An 18,888-nucleotide genomic window follows, 5' to 3' on the forward strand; every position below is an offset into this window, starting at 1 on the left:
CCGCTTCGCCGAGCACCACTTTCGCGCGCGGCAGACGCTGATAGGACAGATGACAGATGCCGCGCAGAAACGCGTGCCGCGAATTCGATGCGGGCTCAACCCGGATGCAGCGAACTCACCAGCGCCTTCAGATTGGACGGGCGCACATGGATCATGCCGCCACGCGGGCTGTCGATATCGGCGACGTCGAGATAGTTGACGAGCAGGGCGCGGACCGCGGCCGCATCGGCGGCCGGCAGCAGATCGGCGCGCACGTAGGCGGTACTGATGGCGCTCGCCTCCTCTTCTTCGTAATGGTCGCGAAGGTCGTAGCGGCCGACCGCCATCGAGAACGTAAAGCCGATGATCAGCGCGAGCAGCGTCAGCGTCGCGGCCTGGATCACGCTGAAGTCGTCGTGGGCATCGTCGGCAATTTTTCTGAAGCGCCGCAACATCGTCGCGCCGATGCGCGCCGCCAGCCACATCAATGCGAACGACACGAGGAACACGAGCTCGGCATGATTCAGAACGTTTGGCATGACGCGCGTTTTTCTTTTGCTGAGGGTCTGGGAACGCTGACGGACTGCGGCGATGACGACGATGCATGCATATGCGCCTGCATGATAAGCGTCGCGGGCAGGCCGCGACTAGCATCCCGCCCCACCGAACCTGCGCCGATACGTGCCCGGACTCGTCAACGTGATCCGGCGAAAATGCCGCCGCAACGACTCCTCGGACCCGAACCCCGCCAGCTCGGCGACGCGCGCCATCGGCAGCGGTGTCGCGGCTTCGAGCAATTCACGCGCAATCGCGACGCGCTCCCTGACGAGCCATTCATAAGGCGCCATGCCGGTCGCGTCGCGGAACTGCCGTTGCAGCGTGCGCGGGCTCATCGCCGCGCGCCCGGCGAGCGAGTGCAGCGTATGCGGCTCGGCCGCATGGCTGCGCACCCAGTCCATCAGCTTCGCGATACGTCCGCTTTCGTCGCGCGGTATCGGGCGCGGCACGAACTGCGCCTGACCACCCTCGCGATGCGGCGGCACCACCAGCCGTTGCGCGACGCGATTCGCGACCGCGCTGCCATGATCGCGCCGCACCAGATGCAGCAGCATGTCGAGCCCGGCCGCCGATCCCGCCGACGTGATCACCTGCCCTTCATCGACATACAGCGCATCGGGCTGCACGCGCAGCTGCGGGTAGCGCTGCTGCAACTTGTCCGCGTAACGCCAGTGGGTCGTCACGGTCTTGCCGTCGAGCACGCCGGCCGCCGCGAGGACGAACACGCCCGAGCAGATCGAGCAGAGCCGCGCGCCGCGCTCATAGGCCGCGCGAAGCTTGCGCAGCAGCACGGCAGGCGGCACTTCGTCGGCATCGCGCCAACCCGGAATCACGATCGTGTCGGCGCTCGCGAGCAGCGTCAGCGTGTAGGGCGCGGCCAGCGTGATGCCGCCCGCCGCGCGGATCGGACCAGGTTCGCCCGCGCAGACCGCGAAGCGATACCAGGGCACGCCGAGCTCGGGCCGCTCGAGCGCGAACAGTTCGGTCACGCAGCCGAATTCGAAGGTGCAGAGCCGGTCGTAGGCCAGCGCGACGACGAGATGATTGTGCATGGCGCGATGTTACCGAAGATTGACGATCACGCCACTTATCCGGCGACCCGCCACCCGCCACAATCGACCGTGCCTGAAACGCGCGCGCCAGACCATCCGATCAACTCGACCCTTCCTTGACATGACTGACGACCACCTCACCGCCGTCCCGAACGCCGTCACCGCGATCCCCGCCGCCGACAGCGCCGCCGCGCTCGCGCACTTCCACGCGTCGCTGCGCTTCGAAACCGATTGCGCCGACGTGCACGCCGCCCTCGCGAGCGGCGCACCCGGCTTCGTACTGCTCGATGTGCGCAGTCCCGCGCTATTCGCGCAAGGCCACGTGCCGGGCGCGCTGAATCTGCCGCACGGCAAAATCGTCGCGTCGAAGCTCGCGGCCTATGCGCTGGACACGTTGTTCGTCACCTACTGCGCGGGCCCGCACTGCAACGGCGCGGCGCGCGGCGCACTGCGGCTCGCCCAGCTTGGGCGGCCCGTCAAGCTGATGGCGGGCGGCGTCACCGGCTGGCTCGACGAGGGGTTCCCGCTGAGCCGCTGAGCCGCCGGGACGCCGATCCGCCGTCCGAGCCGTGCTCCGATGCATAGCGTGGCTCGCAATCCGACACGCGTTCCAGCGCGGCATCCGCCGCCGTCCGCGCGCCCGTTTTGCCCCCTGTTCGCAAATCGCAAATAAGTTAAACAAAAGTTCGAAGAGTGCCGATAAGATGTTCAGCCGGACTCCTCCCGGCGGACCCAATATGCAGAGTTCATATAATTTCTGGCTCGTCGCGATTTCGTTCGCGGTTGCGACCCTCGCGTCGTACACCGCGCTCGACCTGACGGGCCGCATCTTCCTGCTCGGCTCGGCGCGCCGGCGGCATGCATGGCGGCTCGGCGGCGCGTTCGCGCTCGGCGTCGGCATCTGGTCGATGCACTTCGTCGCGATGCTCGCGTTCTCGCTGCCTATCCCGCTCGGCTATGACCTCGCGACGACCGCCTGCTCGCTGGCCCTCGCGATCGGCGCTTCGTATCTGGCGCTTTCGATGACGACCCGGCAGCGCCTGACGCCGGGCCGGCTGCTGATGGGCGGCGTGGTGATGGGGCTCGGTATCGCCGGCATGCATTACACCGGGATGGCGGCCCTGCAAATGGCGCCCGCGATCCACTATCAGCCGGCACGGTTCGCGGCCTCGATCGCGATCGCGATCGGCGCGTCGAGCGCCGCGCTGTGGATGGCGCGCGCGCTCAGCAACGAAGACGTGCGCCATGTCGCACGCAAACGTCTCGCCGCGGCGCTGGTGATGGGCGTTGCGATCAGCGGCATGCACTACACGGCCATGGCCGCCGCCGACTTCGCGCCCGGCGCGATCTGCGGCGCGGCCAACGAGATGGACGCGCAATGGCTCGCCACCGCGGTGATCCTGCTCACGTTCGCGGTCCTGATCGTCACGCTGATGCTGTCGCGCTTCGACGTGCGCACCACCTTCCTGCTCGGCGCGGTATCGAGGCTGAACGGCCAGATCGTGCGACTCGCGACGCTCGACGCGCTGACCGGCCTGCCGAACCGCGCGACGCTGACCGAGCGGATCGAACGCGCGATTAGCGGCGCGCGCCGCCAGCGCACGACGTTCGCGGTGCTGTTCATGGATCTCGACGGCTTCAAGACGATCAACGATTCGCTCGGCCACTCCGCCGGCGATGCGGTGCTGTCCGCATTCGCGCAACGCCTGCAGCAATGCGTGCGTTCGAGCGACACCGTCGCGCGGCTCGGCGGCGACGAGTTCGTCGTGCTCGCGGAGGACCTTACGTCCGCCGACGACGCGGCCGCGCTCGCCGACGGCGTGCTCGAGCGGATGCGCCAGGGCACGTGGAGCGACGCGCAACCGCTGCAGGTGATGCCGAGCATCGGCATTGCGCTCTATCCGCGTGATGGCGACAGCGTCGAGACGCTGCTCAAGCACGCGGACGCCGCGATGTACGAGGCGAAGCGCGCGGGCCGCGGCACCTACCGCTTCTTCGAGCGCACGATGAACGAGGCCGCCACGCGCACGTTGAAGATCCAGCAGGTGCTGCACGAAGCCTTCGCGAACGATCGTTTCTCGCTGCTGTTTCAGCCGAAGTTTCATGGCGGCGGCGAGGTGCTCGCGGGCGCCGAGGCGCTGATCCGTCTGCACGATCCCGAACTGGGCGCGCTGACGCCGCTCGAATTCATCCCGGTCGCCGAGCGCTCCGGGCAGATCGTCCAGATCGGCTACTGGGTCGTGCGCGAAACCTGCCGGCGCATTCGCGGCTGGATCGAACAGGGCCTGCCGACGATGAAGGTGGCGATCAACCTGTCACCGCGTCAGCTGCTGCAGCCGGAGCTCGTCGAGACGATACTCGACATCGTCAGGACCGAGGGCGTCGCGTGCGAGCAGATCATGTTCGAGATCACCGAGACCGTCGCGATGCAGGACGCCGCGCGCACCGTCGAAGTGATCCGCGCGTTTCAGCAGAGCGGCTTCGACATCTCGATCGACGACTTCGGCACCGGTTATTCGAGCCTCGCGTATCTGCAGCGCTTCCGGGCGAAGCAGTTGAAGATCGACCGCTTCTTCACCCACGGTCTCGACGCGAACGGCGCCGCGGGCAGCGCGATCGTGTCGGCGATCATCGCGCTGGCGCACTCGCTCGAAATGGACGTGGTCGCCGAGGGCGTCGAAACGCAATCGCAGCTCGACAAGCTGCGCTCGATGATGTGCGACGAAATGCAGGGCTTCCTGCTCGGCAAGCCGATCAGCGCTGACGACTTCGGCGAAATGCTCAGAGGGCGAATGATGGCCGCGTCGGCGAAGCGCGGCCCGGACCGTTTGCCCATGCGCGCATACCCATACGCCGACGCTGGCGGGGCCGATCTGATCTGATCGGCTTTCGTCCGCCTGCGCTTCGAGCCTTCGACGCTTGGCGAACCAGGCCGCCGACAAAATAGCTTGACTTCTACGTGCGGGAAACTAATATACGCACCGCGTATATCACCACGTTTTGCTGCCTCACTCCCCCGCCCCCAAAATTTGCGACAGGTGCCCTGATGAGCGTTCCGCAACAAGCCTTCCTACGCGATGCGATGCGTCGCCTGAACATGACGCGCGACACGTTCGCGAACCGCATCGGCGTGTCGCGCCGGGCGCTGGATACGTGGCTGCTGCCGGACGACTCGCAGGAATCGCGGGCGATGCCGGAAATCGTCGAGCGCTTCGTGTCGGAGATCGTTGCGAACACCGAACCCGGTGAAAGATATACGCAAAGCGTAGACTCGCAATCGCTCGCGAGCCAGATGCTGTTCGAAGGCAAACCGCAACTGCTGTCGGTCGATCAGTTTTCGCGCGACGCGGTCGAGGCCCTGTTTCGCGTCGCCGACATCATGCAGCCGATCGCGCGGCGCCGCAAAATCTCGCGCGTGCTCGAAGGCGCGGTGCTCGGCAATCTGTTCTTCGAGGCGAGCACGCGTACCCGTGTGAGCTTTGGCGCGGCGTTCTGCCGGCTCGGCGGCTCGGTGTGCGACACGACCGGCTTCACGTTTTCGTCGATGGCGAAGGGAGAATCTATCTACGACACGAGCCGTGTGATGAGCGGCTATGTCGACGCGCTGGTGATCCGCCACCCGGAGCAAGGCTCGGTGGCCGAATTCGCGCGCGCGACCAACGTGCCGGTGATCAATGGCGGCGATGGTCCCGGCGAGCATCCGAGCCAGGCGCTGCTCGATCTCTACACGATTCAGCGTGAATTTTCGCGGCTCGGCAAGATCGTCGACGGCGCGCACATCGCGCTGGTCGGCGACCTCAAGTACGGACGTACCGTGCATTCGCTGGTGAAGCTGCTGGCGCTGTATCGTGGCATCAAGTTCACGCTGATTTCGCCGCCGATGCTCGAAATGCCGGGCTACATCATCGAGCAGATTTCGCGCAACGGTCATGTGATCGAACAGACGCACGACCTGCCCAGCGGTCTGCGCGGCGCCGACGTGGTGTACGCGACGCGCATCCAGAAGGAGCGCTTCAGCGACGAATCGTTCGAGGGCTACACGCCCGATTTCCAGATCAACCAGGCGCTCGTCGATAGCAGGTGCGGCGCCGACACGCTGATCATGCACCCGCTGCCGCGCGACAGCCGCCCCGGCGCGAACGATCTGAGCACCGACCTCAATCACGACTCGCGACTCGCGATTTTCCGGCAAACGGACAACGGCATCCCGGTGCGGATGGCGATCTTCGCGGTGCTGCTCGGTGTCGACAAACAGGTCCAGCATTCGATGCGCGATGCCGCGTGGCGCCCGCCGGTCTACCTCGGCCCGGACGACGCGGGATTTCACGGCATCGATTGAAGCGGACAGCGCTTCGCCAATCAGGCCGCGGCGCGCGCGTCACGCATTTCGCGCGCCGCCTGCCTGAACCTGCCGGCAAAGAACAGCACCTGATATTTGACCGCGTTCGACCAGTATTTCCATGTATGTCCACCGGACCGCTCGGCGTAATCGTGCGGCACGCCGAGTTCGACGAGCCGCTCGTGCAGCAGCCGGTTCGACTGTACGAGCGAGTCGTTCACGCCGCAATCGATCGTCAGCGCGATATGGTCACGGCCGAAACCCTCCGCACTCGCGACGATCGCTTTGCTGTTCCAGAAGTTCGCATGTTGCATCGGGTCGCCGAACACACGCTCGATGCCGGGCTCGTCATCGCTGCCGCGCGGGTCCACCGCGCCGCTGATGCTGCCCGCCGCGCCGAAAGCGTCGGGCCGGTCGAGCGCAATGCGTAGCGCGCCGAAGCCGCCCATGCTCAAGCCCGTGATAGCGCGCGCCCGCTTCGTCGCGATCGTGCGGAAATGGCTGTCGATATAGGCCACCACTTCGGTGCCCACGTAGGTCTCGTAGCGGCTGCGCGGATCGACGGGGCTATCGATGTACCAGCTGTCGCGGCCGCCGTCGGGCATCACGAGGATCACCTGATAGCGGTCGGCGAGCTTGCCGATATGCGAATTCGCGGTCCAGTCGGTGTAATTGCCGCCCGAGCCGTGCAGCACGTAGACGACCGGAAAGCGCGCAGCCTGGTTGCCACGCGCGTATTGATCGGGCAGCACGACTGTTGCGTCGAACGTCCGATGCATCGCCGCGCTCGGAATCGTGACGACGCGCGACTGGAACGCCCACGCCGGCGATGCGATCAGCATCAGAATGAGCCAGAACGTACGGACTGGATTCATGGTGGGTCGCCCTTGCGCTTGCTTGCGGCTGCTTACGTTCGTCAGGCATCCGAAGAAGAGCGCCCCGGCATGCCTCGGCCTATGTCCGTCGACGACTGTAGCAATGGCGACTTACAACCAAATTTCAGCGAACATCCGATCCAGTCAGGCTTCAGCCGCTTCGTCGGCTTCAGTTGCTGTCTCTGCGCCCGCATCGTCGACGTGCGCGGCAAATCCAACCCGCCCCGGCGCGAGGTCGTCCCGCAATGTGAGCGCCGGAATCGCATACGCGCCGCCATTCTGTGACCGGAACGGGATCGGAGCGGTCGTCCACAGAGCGTCGAGCCGTCGCCCTAGCGCCTCGCTAACCTCGGCATACTTCGCCTCGTCGACGCAGCTGGTGCGATAGACGACGAACGGCGGCAATACATCGAAGCCTGGGTAATACAGCACGCCGTGCTGGATCGGGAATAGCACGTCGTCGATCGGACCGTTGATGCCCCGCGCGCTGTAGTGCGACTCCCAGCCGCCCGTCGTGACGACCAGCATCGCGCGTTTGCCCGCGAAACGGCCTTCGCCATAACGCTCGCCCCAGCGCGCATCGGAATGTTCGCCGACGCCATACGCAAGACCGTACGCATAGACGCGCTCGACCCAGCCCTTCATGATCGCCGGCATCGAGAACCACCACAGCGGAAACTGCAGAATCACCGCATCGGCCCACTTCAGCTTGTGCTGCTCGCGCGCGATGTCCTCGCTCTGCAAGCCGTTCTCGAACGCATGCTTCGATTCCAGCGACGGAAAGAAGCGCTCGGCGCCGTGACGCTCGCTGGTATCGTTTGCATCGAGCGACGCTTTCCAGTTCATTGCGTACAGATCGGACACCTGCACCGTATGGCCGGCGCGTTCGAGATGCCGGACCGCGAAGTCCTTCAGCGAACCGTTCAACGATTTCGGTTCGGGATGCGCGTAGATGATCAGAACGTTCATGGTGGGACCTTCGTGGCTGAAAACAGTCACGATAGGCATCGTCGAGGTATATTGGAAATGAATTCCCAATATGTCAGGTATTGCCATGGTTAATCTCAGAAGGCTCGACCTCAACCTGCTGGTCACGCTCGACGTGCTGCTCGAAGAGCACAACGTGACCCGCGCCGCCGAACGGCTGAACTTCTCTCAGCCGTCGGTCAGCGTGCATCTGGCGAAACTGCGTGACGTGTTCGGCGATCCGCTGCTGTTGCCCGGACCGCGCGGCATGCGGCCCACCGCGAAAGCGCAGGCATTGCGCGAGCCGTTGCGCGAAGCGCTCGACGCGCTGCAGCGTGCGGTCGCGCCAACGAGCCCGTTCGACCCAGCCGCGGCAACGCAAACCTGGCGGATCGCCGCAACCGACTACGCGGAGTCGACGATCATCCTGCCGATGCTCGCCGGCCTGCGCGCGGCGGCGCCCGGCACGCGTCTGGCCATCGTCGAGGCGGCGCCGCCGCGGCTCGCGCGCCAGGCCGAACAGGGCGACATCGATATTGGCTTTCATACGAGCGAAGGCGCGCCCGAAGGCTTGCGCCGTCGCGTGCTGTTTGCCGAGCGCTATGCGCTGGTCGGCCGCGCCGGTCATCCGAAGCTGAAGCGCCGGCCCACCCTCGCGCAGTTCTGCAAGCTCGAACACGTGATCGTGTCGCCCGATGGCGGCGGCTTTTTCGGCGTCACCGACGAGACGCTCGCGAAGGTGGGGCTCGCGCGCAAGGTCGTGCTGTCGGTGCCGCACTTTCTGTTCATGCAATCGGTGCTCGCGAGCACGGACCTCGTGGGAATGCTGCCCGCGCGCCTCGTGCGCGGCTCGCACGCGCTGCGGATGGTCGAGCCGCCCGTCGAGGTGCCGGGCTACGAGATGGCAATGCTATGGCATGAGCGCGTGCATCGTGATCCCGCACATCAATGGCTGCGGGAGTTCATTGCGGCATCGATTTGAGCCACGCCGCGATGTCCAAGCCGAACCTCAGCCGTTTTCAGCGCCGATCGCATCCAGTTGATCGAGCACCTCGTCGCTCAGCTTCAACTGCGCCGCCTGCAGGTTTTCGCGCAGATGGCCAACCGAAGACGTGCCCGGAATCAGCAGAATGTTCGGTGCCCGATGCAACAGCCACGCGAGCGCGACCTGCATCGGCGTCGCGCCGAGATCGTGCGCAAGCGCCGACAGTTCCGTCGATTGAATCGGCGTGAAGCCACCCAACGGGAAAAACGGCACGTAGGCAATGCCCTGCTCCGCGAGCGCATCGATCAACGCATCGTCGTCGCGATGCACGAGGTTGTAGTGGTTCTGCACGCACACGACCTTCGTGATGCGCTGCGCCTCGGCAATCTGAGCGGCTGTCACGTTGCTCAGGCCGACATGACGCACGAGCCCGCGCTGTTGCAGCTCGGCGAGCGCCGTGATCTGCTTTTCGATCGAACCCTCGCTCGGCTCGTGCACATTGCCCATCACGCGCATGTTGACGACGTCGAGTGCGTCCAGCCCGAGATTGCGCAGATTGTCGTGCACCGCGCGCTCGAGGTCGGCGGGCTCCTGCGCCGGCAGCCACGCGCCGGCGCTGTCGCGCACCGCGCCCACCTTCGTGACGATCGTCAGATCGCTCGGATACGGGTGCAGCGCCTCGCGGATCACCTGGTTGGTCACGTGCGGCCCGTAAAAATCGCTGGTATCGATGTGGTCGACACCCGACGCGACCGCTTCGCGCAGCACCGCGAGCGCCGCGCCGCGGTCTTTCGGCGGCCCGAACACGCCGGGGCCGGCCAGTTGCATCGCGCCATAACCCATGCGCCGCACCGGGCGGCCGGCTAGCGCGAAAGTGTCGATGGAACTGGAGTTCGGCATGACGATTTCCTTGTGAAGTGGTGAGCGACAGTATCGCTGGAATTGCGTTGTTGAATAAACCGGTCTAACGTGTACGGGTTGTTCAAAATTCTGCACAATCAATCCGATGGAACTGAACGATCTGGCCGCCTTCGTCTCGGTCGCCCGCGCCGGCGGCTTTCGCGACGCGGCGCGCGGCAGCGGCGTGTCCGCGTCGAGTCTGAGCGTCGCGGTGCGGCGCCTCGAAACGAAGCTCGGGCTGCGCCTGCTGAACCGCACCACGCGCAGCGTCGCGCCGACCGAAGCCGGGCTGCGTCTGATCGAGAAGCTGACGCCGCTGTTCGGCGAAATGGAAGCGGCGCTCGACGTGCTGAACGGCTTTCGCGACAAGCCGACTGGCACGCTGAGGCTCAACGTGCCGTCGAGCGTCGCGCGCATCGTGCTGCCCGACGTGCTCGCGCGCTTTCTGAAGACGTACCCGGATATTCGCGTCGAAGTGGTGGTCGAGGATGGTTTCGTCGATGTGCTGGCGATCGGCTGCGATGCGGGCATTCGCTACGACGAACGCCTCGAGCAGGACATGATCGCGGTGCCGATCGGCGCGCGCGTGCAGCGCTTCGCGACCGCCGCGTCACCCGCGTATCTGGACGCGCACGGCCGCCCCGGGCATCCCGGCGAACTGCTCGCGCATGCGTGCCTGCGCGGACAATTCGCGAGCGGCGCGATGCCGACGTGGTACTTCGAGCGCGATGGCGAACTGGTGCAAATGAATCCGACCGGACCGCTGCTGGTGCGGCCAGGCGCCGCGATCGACCTCGCGGTCAGCGGCGCGCTCGCGGGCCTCGGCATCATTCATCTGTTCGAAGACATGCTGCGCCCGCATCTGGACAGCGGCGCGCTCGAAGCGATTCTCGAACCGTGGTGGCAGCGCTTTTCAGGGCCTTTTCTGTACTATCCGGGCCATCGTCATGTGCCGGCGCCGCTGCGCGCGTTCGTCGACTTCCTGAAGGCCGACTCAGCAGGGGTCCTCAGCAATGATGTGACACGCAATTGAGGTATAACGACGGCGGCAACGGCGACTCGTGCCACATCAGCATCGTGCTGCGCAGAGTTTCGCGATCGTCGTCAGAAAGAGTTCCGCGCCGATCGGCTTCAGCAAACACGCGTTGCAGTACCGCGCGTCGCTGTCCGAGGGCGGAACAGCGGTATGGACCAGAATCGGTACGTTGACGGATTGAGGCATCGATTTCAATCGGCGGCACAGCTCGGCGCCTCCCATGATCGGCATCATCCAGTCTGTAACAACCAGGTCGGGAACGTGAGCGACGACGTCAGCGAGTGCTTCGGCGCCGTTGCTCGCGCAAGTCACCTCATACCCTTCGCTTTCCAGAATCAGCCGCCATGCAGCTAGAATTTCCGGTTCGTCGTCCACCAGCAATATCGAACACATCATGGTTTGCGGACGAAATTTGCTTCTAGTCTGAGTAGAGTCTCGCAAGCCGTGTTCCACAGACGGCAATTGCGCGGATAATGACGCGGATTGCCGGCGCGCATCGGGTCGCCTGGCCGATTGGCGGCGAAACAGGCCCGCGGCGCCCCCGCAAATCGAGGCGTTCGCAACCGTTCGCGAGCAGGTACGTTGTAGAAACTCCATCCCGGTATCCATCATGACCGACAGACGGGTAGGCCCGCTGCGCAATTTCTCCGACTTCATCCGCGGCGAGCGGGACCGCCTGACGCGGCAATGGATGCAGGCCGTCTCCATCGACGCCAGTCTCGCCGAACCGGACCAGCTCACCTATCAGCAACTGGCGGACCATCTGCCGGAAATTCTCGAAGTGCTGTGCGTCGCGCTCGATGCGGAAGATCTGGGACGCGTTGAAACGTCGATCGAACGCGACGGGAAGAAACACGGCAACGTGCGCTGGCGCCAAGGTTACCGGATCGAAGAGCTGGTGCGTGAACTGGACCTCTTTCAGAAGGTGCTCACCGAAGCGCTCGAACAATTCGTCGAGCGCGACAGCACGTGCACGCGCCGCCACGAGAGCCGCGCGCGGCGACTGATCGCCGAAACATTCAGCATGGTCACCTATGCGTCGATCAAGGAAGTGGTCGCCGAACGCGATCGCACGATCGATGAATACACGGAGCGGCTCGAACGCGCGAATCACGAATTGACGCTCAAGCAACGGCTGGTCGGCGATCTGTACGAATCGCGCATGCAGATCACGCGCTGCGTCGCGCACGATCTGCGCAACTTCCTCAACGCGTTTTCGATCGCGCTGCAACTGATCGAGCGGGCGCCGTCGCAAGCCGATACCGCGTTGGCGCTCGCGAACCGCCAGGCCGCCGACATGAAGCAACTGGTGGACCAGATGGTCGAATACTCGGTCATGCTTGGCGACTCGGCGCCGCTCGCGCTCGAAGACGTCGACTTGCGCGAGCTCTTCGACGAACTGGTCGCGTCGACACGGCCGTCGATCGACGCGAAGGGGCTCGCGTTGCGCAGCTCGTTCGACGCGGCGCTGCCGGTCGTCACGTCGAACCGGCTGAAGCTCAAGCAGATCTCGCTCAATCTGTTGTCCAACGCGATCAAGTATACGAAGTCGGGACAGGTCGAATTCCGCTTCGCGACGCGTGGCGCCGAACACTGGATCATTCGCGTGTCCGACACCGGCGTCGGCATTGCGCCCACCGATGCGGAGCGCGTGTTCGACGAGTTCGAGCGCGCGGCCGGTGAGGAAATTCCGGGCACGGGGCTCGGGCTCGCGATCGTCAAGGAGCTATGCCGGGTGCTCGAGGGGCAGATCGAATTTGCGTCGCGCGAGGGCGTGGGGACCACGTTCGAAATCCGGTTTCCGCTGCGCGTTCAGTGAGCCGATCCATCGCATGATCCGTTTGCACGTTCAATGCAGTTGCGGTGCAGGCCGGCCCCGGCCCGCGGGTAGGCACTCGCTCATCACGCCGTTCTGCTCGCTCAATGCACGCACGACCACCTCCGACGATTTGCCGTCACGCCGCGCGAGCTCGGCCAGATCGAGCAACGCGGCGTAGCGCGCGGAACAGTCGCTCGCTGCGCTGGTGGCCGGCTTCGCGCGAAACTCGCGGTTGGGCTCGAGGTACGCGTTTAGCCCTAGCAGTGTTGCCATCACGATTGTCGCCAGCGCGGCTGCTTTGCTGAGCGCGCGCCACGCAGACACGGCGGCTCGCGAGTAGCGCATGGCGCGACGTGAGCGCCACGCTTCGACGCAGGTTCTGATTCGCATCGCCGCGCTCATCGTCAGGCCCAATGCGCCGGCACCCACACACGCCCGAACCAATGGCCCGGCACCCAGACGGCAGCCCGCGGTGCGACATACACAGCACGCGGCGCGATGTAGACGGCCGGCGGAGGCGGAGGCGCCACCACCACCACCGGCGGCGAAACGTAGGCCGGCGGGGGCATCACCACGACGGGCTTCGGCGGCACGTAGACGACCGGCGGCGGCACGACGACCGGAGGCGGCGGCGCGACCACTATCGGCTTCGGCGCGACGACCACGGTCGTGCCGGTCGTCGTCCCGCCCGCAACCACCACACCGCCTGTTACCACCGTACCGCTCGAGTTCACCGTGTTGCCCTGCGTGCCGGTCACGCTCGTCGACGTCGTCACGACGCCGGGCGCGACCCGCGTCGCGGTGCCCGAGTGATAGACGCTGTTGTCCGGGCCCGTCACCGTGCCCGAGCGCGCGCAGGTCGACCCCGCGCAATTCGTCGACGCCGCATGATTGACCGTATTGCCGTTCGACCCCGTGATCGAGCCCGACGACGAATACTGGCCCGGCGCGGTGCGCGTCACGTCGCCGGACGTCGTCGCCGTTTTGCCGTCGGGGCCGCTCAACGCGCCGGTATGCGAGCAGGAGCCGCCCGCGCAACTGGTGTCGCCGGAGTGCTGCACCGAGTTGCCGTAGCGGCCCGTCGCGGTACCCGAGTTCGAGAACTGGCCGGGCGCCGTACGCGTGAGCGTGCCGGTGTTGCTCGCGAAGCCGCCATACGGGCCGGCCACGCTGCCCGCATGCGAGCAGCTACCGCCACCGCACGAGCCGTAGTGCGCGCCGTTATAGACGCCGCGCGACGTGTACGCGGTGCCGTGACCCGACCACGCGAACGCCGATGCGCTGCCGAGTGCGAGCACGGCGGCGGCCGCGCCGAGCACCGCGTTGCGCAGCGCGGCTCGCGCCAGGCGGGCGCTGACCTTGTCGGAACCTGCGAACGAACGATTTTTCACGGTATGTCCTTGCTGGATTCGGGCCACTTGCGTCACTGCCGCGTGGCGACGAACGGACTATAGAAGGACACACCGCGGAAATCATCACGGAAGATATGTCGAGCTGTTTCACCGCGACGCGGGCCCGCCAGGCAAGGCTTCGCCGCCATCCGGCGGGCGCCGCGACATGTTTCGACATAGTTTGCGAAGCCGACGCGGCCACGGACCGCTCCCGCTAGCTCGCCCCGTCACTGCCCGACAGGCGTCACCTGCATGGCGGCCGCCGACACGAACGCCGCATGCACGGTATCGCCGATCTTCACGTCGCTGAGATCGACATCGGGCGCGGCTTCGAAGGTCTGCGTCTGGGATGCGCCGCGCAGCGTCACCAGGCGCTGTTTGCGATCGATCTTCAGCACGGTGGCGAGCACCTCGGTCTGTCGCGCCGCCTCGTACCCGCCCGATGCCGGTGTATAGCTGTGCCTGTCGGCGCGCTCGCGAATCCCCTTGCTCGCGCTGCTTGCCTTGTCGACCTTGGTGAGCACCGCATTCTTGTACAGCACGTCGACGCGATCGCCGATCTTCAGCTGATCGAAGCCCGCAACCTGCTGGCTGACGAGCACGATCGCGACGTCGCCGTGCGGGCCCTTCAGTGTCAGTGAGCGGTTGCCCGCATCGATGGCGACGATCTCCGCCGTCATATGCACCGGCTGCGCCGCGCTCAGTACCGCTTGCGCGGTGCTCGCCATGTCGTCCTGCGCGCGCACCGGCGGGGTCGCGGCCGCCACCGCGATGGCCAATGCTGCCGCTAGCGTCGCTGTTTTCATCCGCGTTCTCCTCGAGCAAGGTTTCAATAGTGCTTGACGGTCGGTCATGCGGGCGGCGCGCAATCGCTTCGCGCCCCGTAGCATTCGTGCCCGACGCGTTGAACTCCGCGTCTTCGGAACCACCACGTCAAACAGTATGACGCGAACGATCGGCCGACGTATGCGTCGGCAGGGCCGCCGACAGCCGCCAGAAACGCAATGTCAGTGCGGTGCTATCATCTATACCCATAGGGGGTATGCGTATGTCACATCTGAGTGAACACAAAGACGACTTATTGAAGCGCGTTCGCCGCATCGCGGGCCAGGTTCAGGCTATCGAGCGTTCACTGGAATCGGACACCGATTGCGAAAAAGTCCTGCATCTGGTGGCCGCGACACGCGGCGCAATGAACGGCCTGCTCGACGAGATCGTCGAGGCGCACGCGCGCGAGCATGTCGCGCATCCCGACCTGACGGCCAGCCAGCGCAAAAAGGGCGTGGATTCATTGATCGAGGCGATCCGCCGCTATTCGAAGTAGGTTTCTATGACTGACAACATGATCCACAAGCACGAGCACTCGTTTCTCGGCAGCTCGCACGACGAAAACGCACGCCGGACCCGTTCCGTCGTCGCACTCACTCTTGCCATGATGATCGGCGAGATCGCGGCCGGTTACATGACCGGCTCGATGGCGCTGCTCGCCGATGGCTTCCACATGGCGACGCACGCTGGCGCGCTCGGGATTGCGGCGCTCGCGTATGCGTTCGCGAGACGCAACTCGGCAAACCACGCTTTCAGCTTCGGAACAGGAAAAGTGGGCGAGCTTGCCGGCTTCGCTTCGGCGTTGATTCTCGCGCTGGTGTCGCTGGGCATCGGCATCGAATCGGCGTTCCGACTCATCCATCCCACCGGTGTCGCGTTCGGGCAGGCAGCGGTGATTGCGGCGATCGGGCTGGTCGTGAACATCGTCAGCGCGTTGCTGTTGTCGGGCGGCCATGCGCACCATGGGCATCATGGGCATCACGATCACGACCAACATCATCATCACCATCATCACGGCCATGCGCACGGGTCCGACAACAACCTGCGCTCCGCCTACCTGCACGTGCTCGCCGATGCGCTGACCTCGGTGCTGGCAGTCGTGGCCCTGCTGGCCGGCCGCTATCTCGAGTGGGTGTGGCTGGACCCGCTGATGGGCATCGTCGGTTCCATCGTCATCGCGCGCTGGGCATGGACGCTGATGCGCGACACGGCCGGCGTGCTGCTCGATAAAACCGACGAGCACGTTGCCAGCGAAATCCGCGAAATCCTGGACTCGCACGGCGACGCCGAGATCGCCGACCTGCACGTCTGGCAGATCGGCCCGGAGGCGCGAGCGGCAATCGTTAGTGTGCGCACGCACGGCAGCGTCACCGCGGAGACGATCCGCGCGCGGCTCGCGCCAGTGCATGAGGTCATGCATCTGACAGTCGAAGCGGCGTCATAACGGCCGCGCCCGGCGAAGCAAGGCGCAATCAAAACAAAGGGCCGGCGTGTCTCGACGACACGCCGGCCCTGCTGCTTTGTGCTATTCAGCTTGCGCCGAAACCCGCAAAGCGCGAGTACGAACCCGCGCGCTAAAACAACTCACGCATCACACGCGCTCGATCGCGATCGCAATGCCCTGGCCGACGCCGATGCACATCGTGCACAGCGCGAAGCGGCCCTGCGTGCGTTGCAACTGATACGTCGCGGTCGTCACCAGACGCGCGCCGCTCATGCCGAGCGGGTGGCCGAGCGCGATCGCACCGCCGTTCGGGTTCACGCGGGGATCGTCGTCGGCGACGCCGAGGGCGCGCAGCACCGCGATGCCTTGCGAGGCGAACGCTTCGTTCAACTCGATCACGTCGAACTGATCGATCGTCATGCCCAGACGCGCGAGCAGCTTCTGCGCGGCGGGTGCCGGGCCGATGCCCATCACGCGCGGCTCGACGCCGGCCGTCGCCATGCCGAGCACGCGGGCGCGCGGCGTCAGGCCGAAGCGCTTCGCGGTTTCTTCGTTCGCGAGCAGCAACGCGGCCGCGCCGTCGTTCACGCCCGACGCGTTACCGGCCGTGACCGTGCCGTCCGGACGCACGACGCCCTTCAGCTTCGCGAGCGTTTCGAGGCTCGTTTCGCGCGGATGCTCGTCCTGCGTGACCGTGATCGGATCACCCTTTTTCTGCGCGATCGTCACGCCGACGATTTCCTGCGCGAGCGTGCCGTCGCGTTGCGCGCGCGCGGCCTTCTGCTGGCTACGCAGCGCGAATGCGTCCTGGTCGGCGCGGCTGATGTTGTAGTCGGTCGCGACGTTTTCGCCGGTTTCCGGCATCGAGTCGACGCCGTACAGCTTCTTCATCAGCGGATTCACGAAACGCCAGCCGATCGTCGTATCGTAAATCTCGGCCTGACGCGAGAACGCGGTCGGCGCCTTGCCCATCACGAACGGTGCGCGGCTCATGCTTTCGACGCCGCCAGCGATCATCAGTGCGGCCTCGCCCGACTTGATCGCGCGCGCGGCGATGCCGACCGCATCCATGCCCGAGCCGCACAGACGGTTGACCGTCGAGCCCGGCACGTCCTTCGGCAGACCCGCGAGCAGCAGCGACATGCGCGCGACGTTGCGGTTGTCGTCACCGGCCTGGTTCGCGCAGCCGTAGATCACGTCGTCGATCGCGGTCCAGTCGACGTTGTTGTTGCGCTCCATCAGCGCCTTGAGCGGCACCGCGCCCAGGTCGTCGGCGCGCACTGACGACAGCGAACCCGCATAGCGGCCAATGGGGGTGCGAATCGCGTCGCACAGGAATGCTTCGGTCATGGGATGTCTCCAGTTGAAATGCTGCGTGCGCTGTGCCGCGGTCGGCTTTGCGCCATGACGCCGGTTCGATGCAGCGAGGCATCGGCCCGGTGGCCGACGGCCGCCGGCAGGAAGCTGCAAATGAGCGGCGGCGCGCGGCCGTCACGTCGGAGCAGCTTAGCGCAGGATCGTGAACGATGGGCTTCGGAGCGACGAGCTGCGGCTCTCGCGTCTTCCTCGCCCGGCCTCATGTTCTTTGTGCGAACGTACGGTCATATATCGAACAAACCAGGCTCGATGATAGGCGTGGGCACGAAAGCGTGTCAAGCACGGCCGCAGCCGTGCCAAGCGATACCAGGGAATACGCGGAAACGGGATCTTCAGCGAACTTCGATTCCTTCATCGGCGATGTAGCCGCGGATCACATCCGCGAAACTGCGCTCGGCCGCGAGCCCGAGCCGTTCTGCGCGCGACGTATCCCACGCACCGGGCCAACTGCCGACGATCTTCTCGATGCGCTCGTCGGGCTGCCGCACGATGCGGCTCGCGACCGCATCGCCCGCGACCTCGCGCAGTGCCGCGATCATTTCGTCGACGCTGACCGACAAGCCCGGCAAGTTCAGCGCGCGCTGCTTGCCGAGCGCGGCGCCGTCGAGTTCGAGGCCGGCGATCAGGCTGTCGATCGCCTTGCGCGGCGACAGCAGCCACAGCCGCGTCGAACCGGCGACCGGACACACGGCCTCTTCGCCATTGAGCGGCTCGCGGATGACGCCGCTCGCAAACGACGACGCCGCCGCATTCGGCCGCCCCGGCCGTACGCTGATAGTCGGTAGCCGCAGTACGCGGCCGTCGACGAAACCGCGCCGCGAATAATCGTTCAGCAGCAGTTCCGCGATCGCCTTCTGCGCGCCATACGACGACTGCGGATTCAGCGCGGTGTCGTCCTTCACGAGCGCGGGCAGATCGCCACCATAGACGGCGACCGAACTGGTGAACACGACGCGCGGTTGGTGCCCGCGCTGACGGCAGATTTCGAGCAGCAGCCGCGATGCATCGAGATTGATGCGCATGCCGAGATCGAAGTCCGCCTCGGCCTGGCCGCTGACAATCGCAGCCAGATGAAAGATCGCCGACGTTTGATCGTCGATCACACGTTCGAGCACGCTGCGCTCCGCGATATCGCCGACTTCAGTGCGCACGCGCGCATCGCCGAAATCGTGGGCGCGCACGACGTCGAGAAGCACCAGCCCGGTAATCGCTTGCGCTGCGCCGTGCGCATCTTTCAGCGCGCCGCGCGCGAGCAGTTCGCGCGCGAGACGCTGGCCGAGAAAACCCGCGCCGCCGGTAATCAGTACTTTCATGGTTAGGTGTCCACTGTAGTTGTCAG

At 65.6% G+C, this 18,888-nt stretch carries 19 protein-coding genes; 8 read left to right on the forward strand and 11 right to left on the reverse strand.

The features are described 5' to 3' along the window. Positions 1-95: 95 nt before the first annotated feature. Positions 96-518 carry a hypothetical protein gene (locus OKW43_RS02100; protein ID WP_187636184.1) on the reverse strand — a complete coding sequence of 141 codons (423 nt, stop codon included), beginning with the start codon at positions 516-518 and terminating at the stop codon, positions 96-98. 108 nt (positions 519-626) lie between these two features. Further along, complete coding sequence (ftrA, locus tag OKW43_RS02105) at positions 627-1,589, reverse strand: transcriptional regulator FtrA (RefSeq protein WP_187636185.1); 963 nt, start codon at positions 1,587-1,589, stop codon at positions 627-629. 121 nt (positions 1,590-1,710) lie between these two features. Between ftrA and OKW43_RS02110 the strand changes: the two genes are divergently transcribed. The 3 genes from OKW43_RS02110 to OKW43_RS02120 all read left to right on the forward strand — a co-directional run bounded on the left by OKW43_RS02110 (position 1,711) and on the right by OKW43_RS02120 (position 5,928). Continuing rightward, on the forward strand, positions 1,711-2,127 hold the full coding sequence (locus OKW43_RS02110) for a rhodanese-like domain-containing protein (protein ID WP_187636186.1): 417 nt from the start codon (positions 1,711-1,713) through the stop codon (positions 2,125-2,127). A 199-nt stretch (positions 2,128-2,326) separates the two neighbouring features. Then, positions 2,327-4,471, forward strand: coding sequence for a putative bifunctional diguanylate cyclase/phosphodiesterase (locus OKW43_RS02115; RefSeq protein ID WP_429444897.1), 2,145 nt, complete (start codon positions 2,327-2,329; stop codon positions 4,469-4,471). A gap of 164 nt (positions 4,472-4,635) precedes the next feature. Continuing rightward, on the forward strand, positions 4,636-5,928 hold the full coding sequence (locus OKW43_RS02120; protein ID WP_429444899.1) for an aspartate carbamoyltransferase: 1,293 nt from the start codon (positions 4,636-4,638) through the stop codon (positions 5,926-5,928). Between the two features lie 20 nt (positions 5,929-5,948). On the opposite strand, the gene OKW43_RS02125 is transcribed toward OKW43_RS02120, so the two are convergent. Together OKW43_RS02125 and OKW43_RS02130 are read right to left on the reverse strand one after the other, a co-directional pair. Further along, a complete protein-coding gene (locus OKW43_RS02125) occupies positions 5,949-6,803 on the reverse strand; it encodes an alpha/beta hydrolase (protein ID WP_429444901.1) in 855 nt (284 codons plus the stop codon). A 144-nt stretch (positions 6,804-6,947) separates the two neighbouring features. After that, positions 6,948-7,772: an NAD(P)H-dependent oxidoreductase gene (locus OKW43_RS02130; protein ID WP_429444903.1), complete on the reverse strand. Its 825-nt coding sequence runs from the start codon at positions 7,770-7,772 to the stop codon at positions 6,948-6,950. Positions 7,773-7,842: 70 nt separating this feature from the next. Here OKW43_RS02130 and OKW43_RS02135 point away from each other — a divergent pair, with 70 nt between their 5' ends. After that, positions 7,843-8,751 carry a LysR family transcriptional regulator gene (locus OKW43_RS02135; protein WP_429444905.1) on the forward strand — a complete coding sequence of 303 codons (909 nt, stop codon included), beginning with the start codon at positions 7,843-7,845 and terminating at the stop codon, positions 8,749-8,751. A gap of 27 nt (positions 8,752-8,778) precedes the next feature. On the opposite strand, the gene OKW43_RS02140 is transcribed toward OKW43_RS02135, so the two are convergent. Continuing rightward, positions 8,779-9,654, reverse strand: coding sequence for an aldo/keto reductase family oxidoreductase (locus tag OKW43_RS02140; RefSeq protein ID WP_429444907.1), 876 nt, complete (start codon positions 9,652-9,654; stop codon positions 8,779-8,781). Between the two features lie 106 nt (positions 9,655-9,760). On the opposite strand from OKW43_RS02140, the gene OKW43_RS02145 reads away from it, so the two are divergent. After that, positions 9,761-10,687 (forward strand): LysR family transcriptional regulator, encoded by a 927-nt coding sequence (locus OKW43_RS02145; protein ID WP_429444909.1) that lies wholly within the window; start codon positions 9,761-9,763, stop codon positions 10,685-10,687. A 36-nt stretch (positions 10,688-10,723) separates the two neighbouring features. On the opposite strand, the gene OKW43_RS02150 is transcribed toward OKW43_RS02145, so the two are convergent. Continuing rightward, positions 10,724-11,065, reverse strand: coding sequence for a response regulator (locus OKW43_RS02150; protein ID WP_429444911.1), 342 nt, complete (start codon positions 11,063-11,065; stop codon positions 10,724-10,726). A 235-nt stretch (positions 11,066-11,300) separates the two neighbouring features. On the opposite strand from OKW43_RS02150, the gene OKW43_RS02155 reads away from it, so the two are divergent. Next, positions 11,301-12,509, forward strand: coding sequence for a sensor histidine kinase (locus OKW43_RS02155; RefSeq protein WP_187636193.1), 1,209 nt, complete (start codon positions 11,301-11,303; stop codon positions 12,507-12,509). A gap of 30 nt (positions 12,510-12,539) precedes the next feature. Here the strand turns inward: OKW43_RS02155 and OKW43_RS02160 are convergent, their stop codons facing one another. The 3 genes from OKW43_RS02160 to OKW43_RS02170 form a co-directional block, all read right to left on the reverse strand. Next, complete coding sequence (locus OKW43_RS02160; protein WP_429444913.1) at positions 12,540-12,899, reverse strand: hypothetical protein; 360 nt, start codon at positions 12,897-12,899, stop codon at positions 12,540-12,542. Positions 12,900-12,913: 14 nt separating this feature from the next. Continuing rightward, positions 12,914-13,900 carry a hypothetical protein gene (locus OKW43_RS02165; protein WP_429444915.1) on the reverse strand — a complete coding sequence of 329 codons (987 nt, stop codon included), beginning with the start codon at positions 13,898-13,900 and terminating at the stop codon, positions 12,914-12,916. 227 nt (positions 13,901-14,127) lie between these two features. Further along, positions 14,128-14,706 carry a hypothetical protein gene (locus OKW43_RS02170; protein WP_429444917.1) on the reverse strand — a complete coding sequence of 193 codons (579 nt, stop codon included), beginning with the start codon at positions 14,704-14,706 and terminating at the stop codon, positions 14,128-14,130. A gap of 242 nt (positions 14,707-14,948) precedes the next feature. Between OKW43_RS02170 and OKW43_RS02175 the strand changes: the two genes are divergently transcribed. Together OKW43_RS02175 and dmeF are read left to right on the forward strand one after the other, a co-directional pair. Beyond that, on the forward strand, positions 14,949-15,224 hold the full coding sequence (locus OKW43_RS02175; protein WP_429444919.1) for a metal/formaldehyde-sensitive transcriptional repressor: 276 nt from the start codon (positions 14,949-14,951) through the stop codon (positions 15,222-15,224). A gap of 6 nt (positions 15,225-15,230) precedes the next feature. Further along, positions 15,231-16,172: a CDF family Co(II)/Ni(II) efflux transporter DmeF gene (gene dmeF / locus OKW43_RS02180; RefSeq protein WP_429444921.1), complete on the forward strand. Its 942-nt coding sequence runs from the start codon at positions 15,231-15,233 to the stop codon at positions 16,170-16,172. A 147-nt stretch (positions 16,173-16,319) separates the two neighbouring features. Here dmeF and pcaF read toward each other — a convergent pair whose 3' ends face one another. Beyond that, positions 16,320-17,522 carry a 3-oxoadipyl-CoA thiolase gene (gene pcaF / locus OKW43_RS02185; protein WP_429444923.1) on the reverse strand — a complete coding sequence of 401 codons (1,203 nt, stop codon included), beginning with the start codon at positions 17,520-17,522 and terminating at the stop codon, positions 16,320-16,322. A gap of 359 nt (positions 17,523-17,881) precedes the next feature. After that, complete coding sequence (denD, locus tag OKW43_RS02190) at positions 17,882-18,862, reverse strand: D-erythronate dehydrogenase (RefSeq protein ID WP_429444925.1); 981 nt, start codon at positions 18,860-18,862, stop codon at positions 17,882-17,884. Positions 18,863-18,888: the final 26 nt, after the last annotated feature.

It is taken from the genome of Paraburkholderia sp. WC7.3g, from assembly GCF_050436345.1.
GTDB lineage: Bacteria > Pseudomonadota > Gammaproteobacteria > Burkholderiales > Burkholderiaceae > Paraburkholderia > Paraburkholderia podalyriae.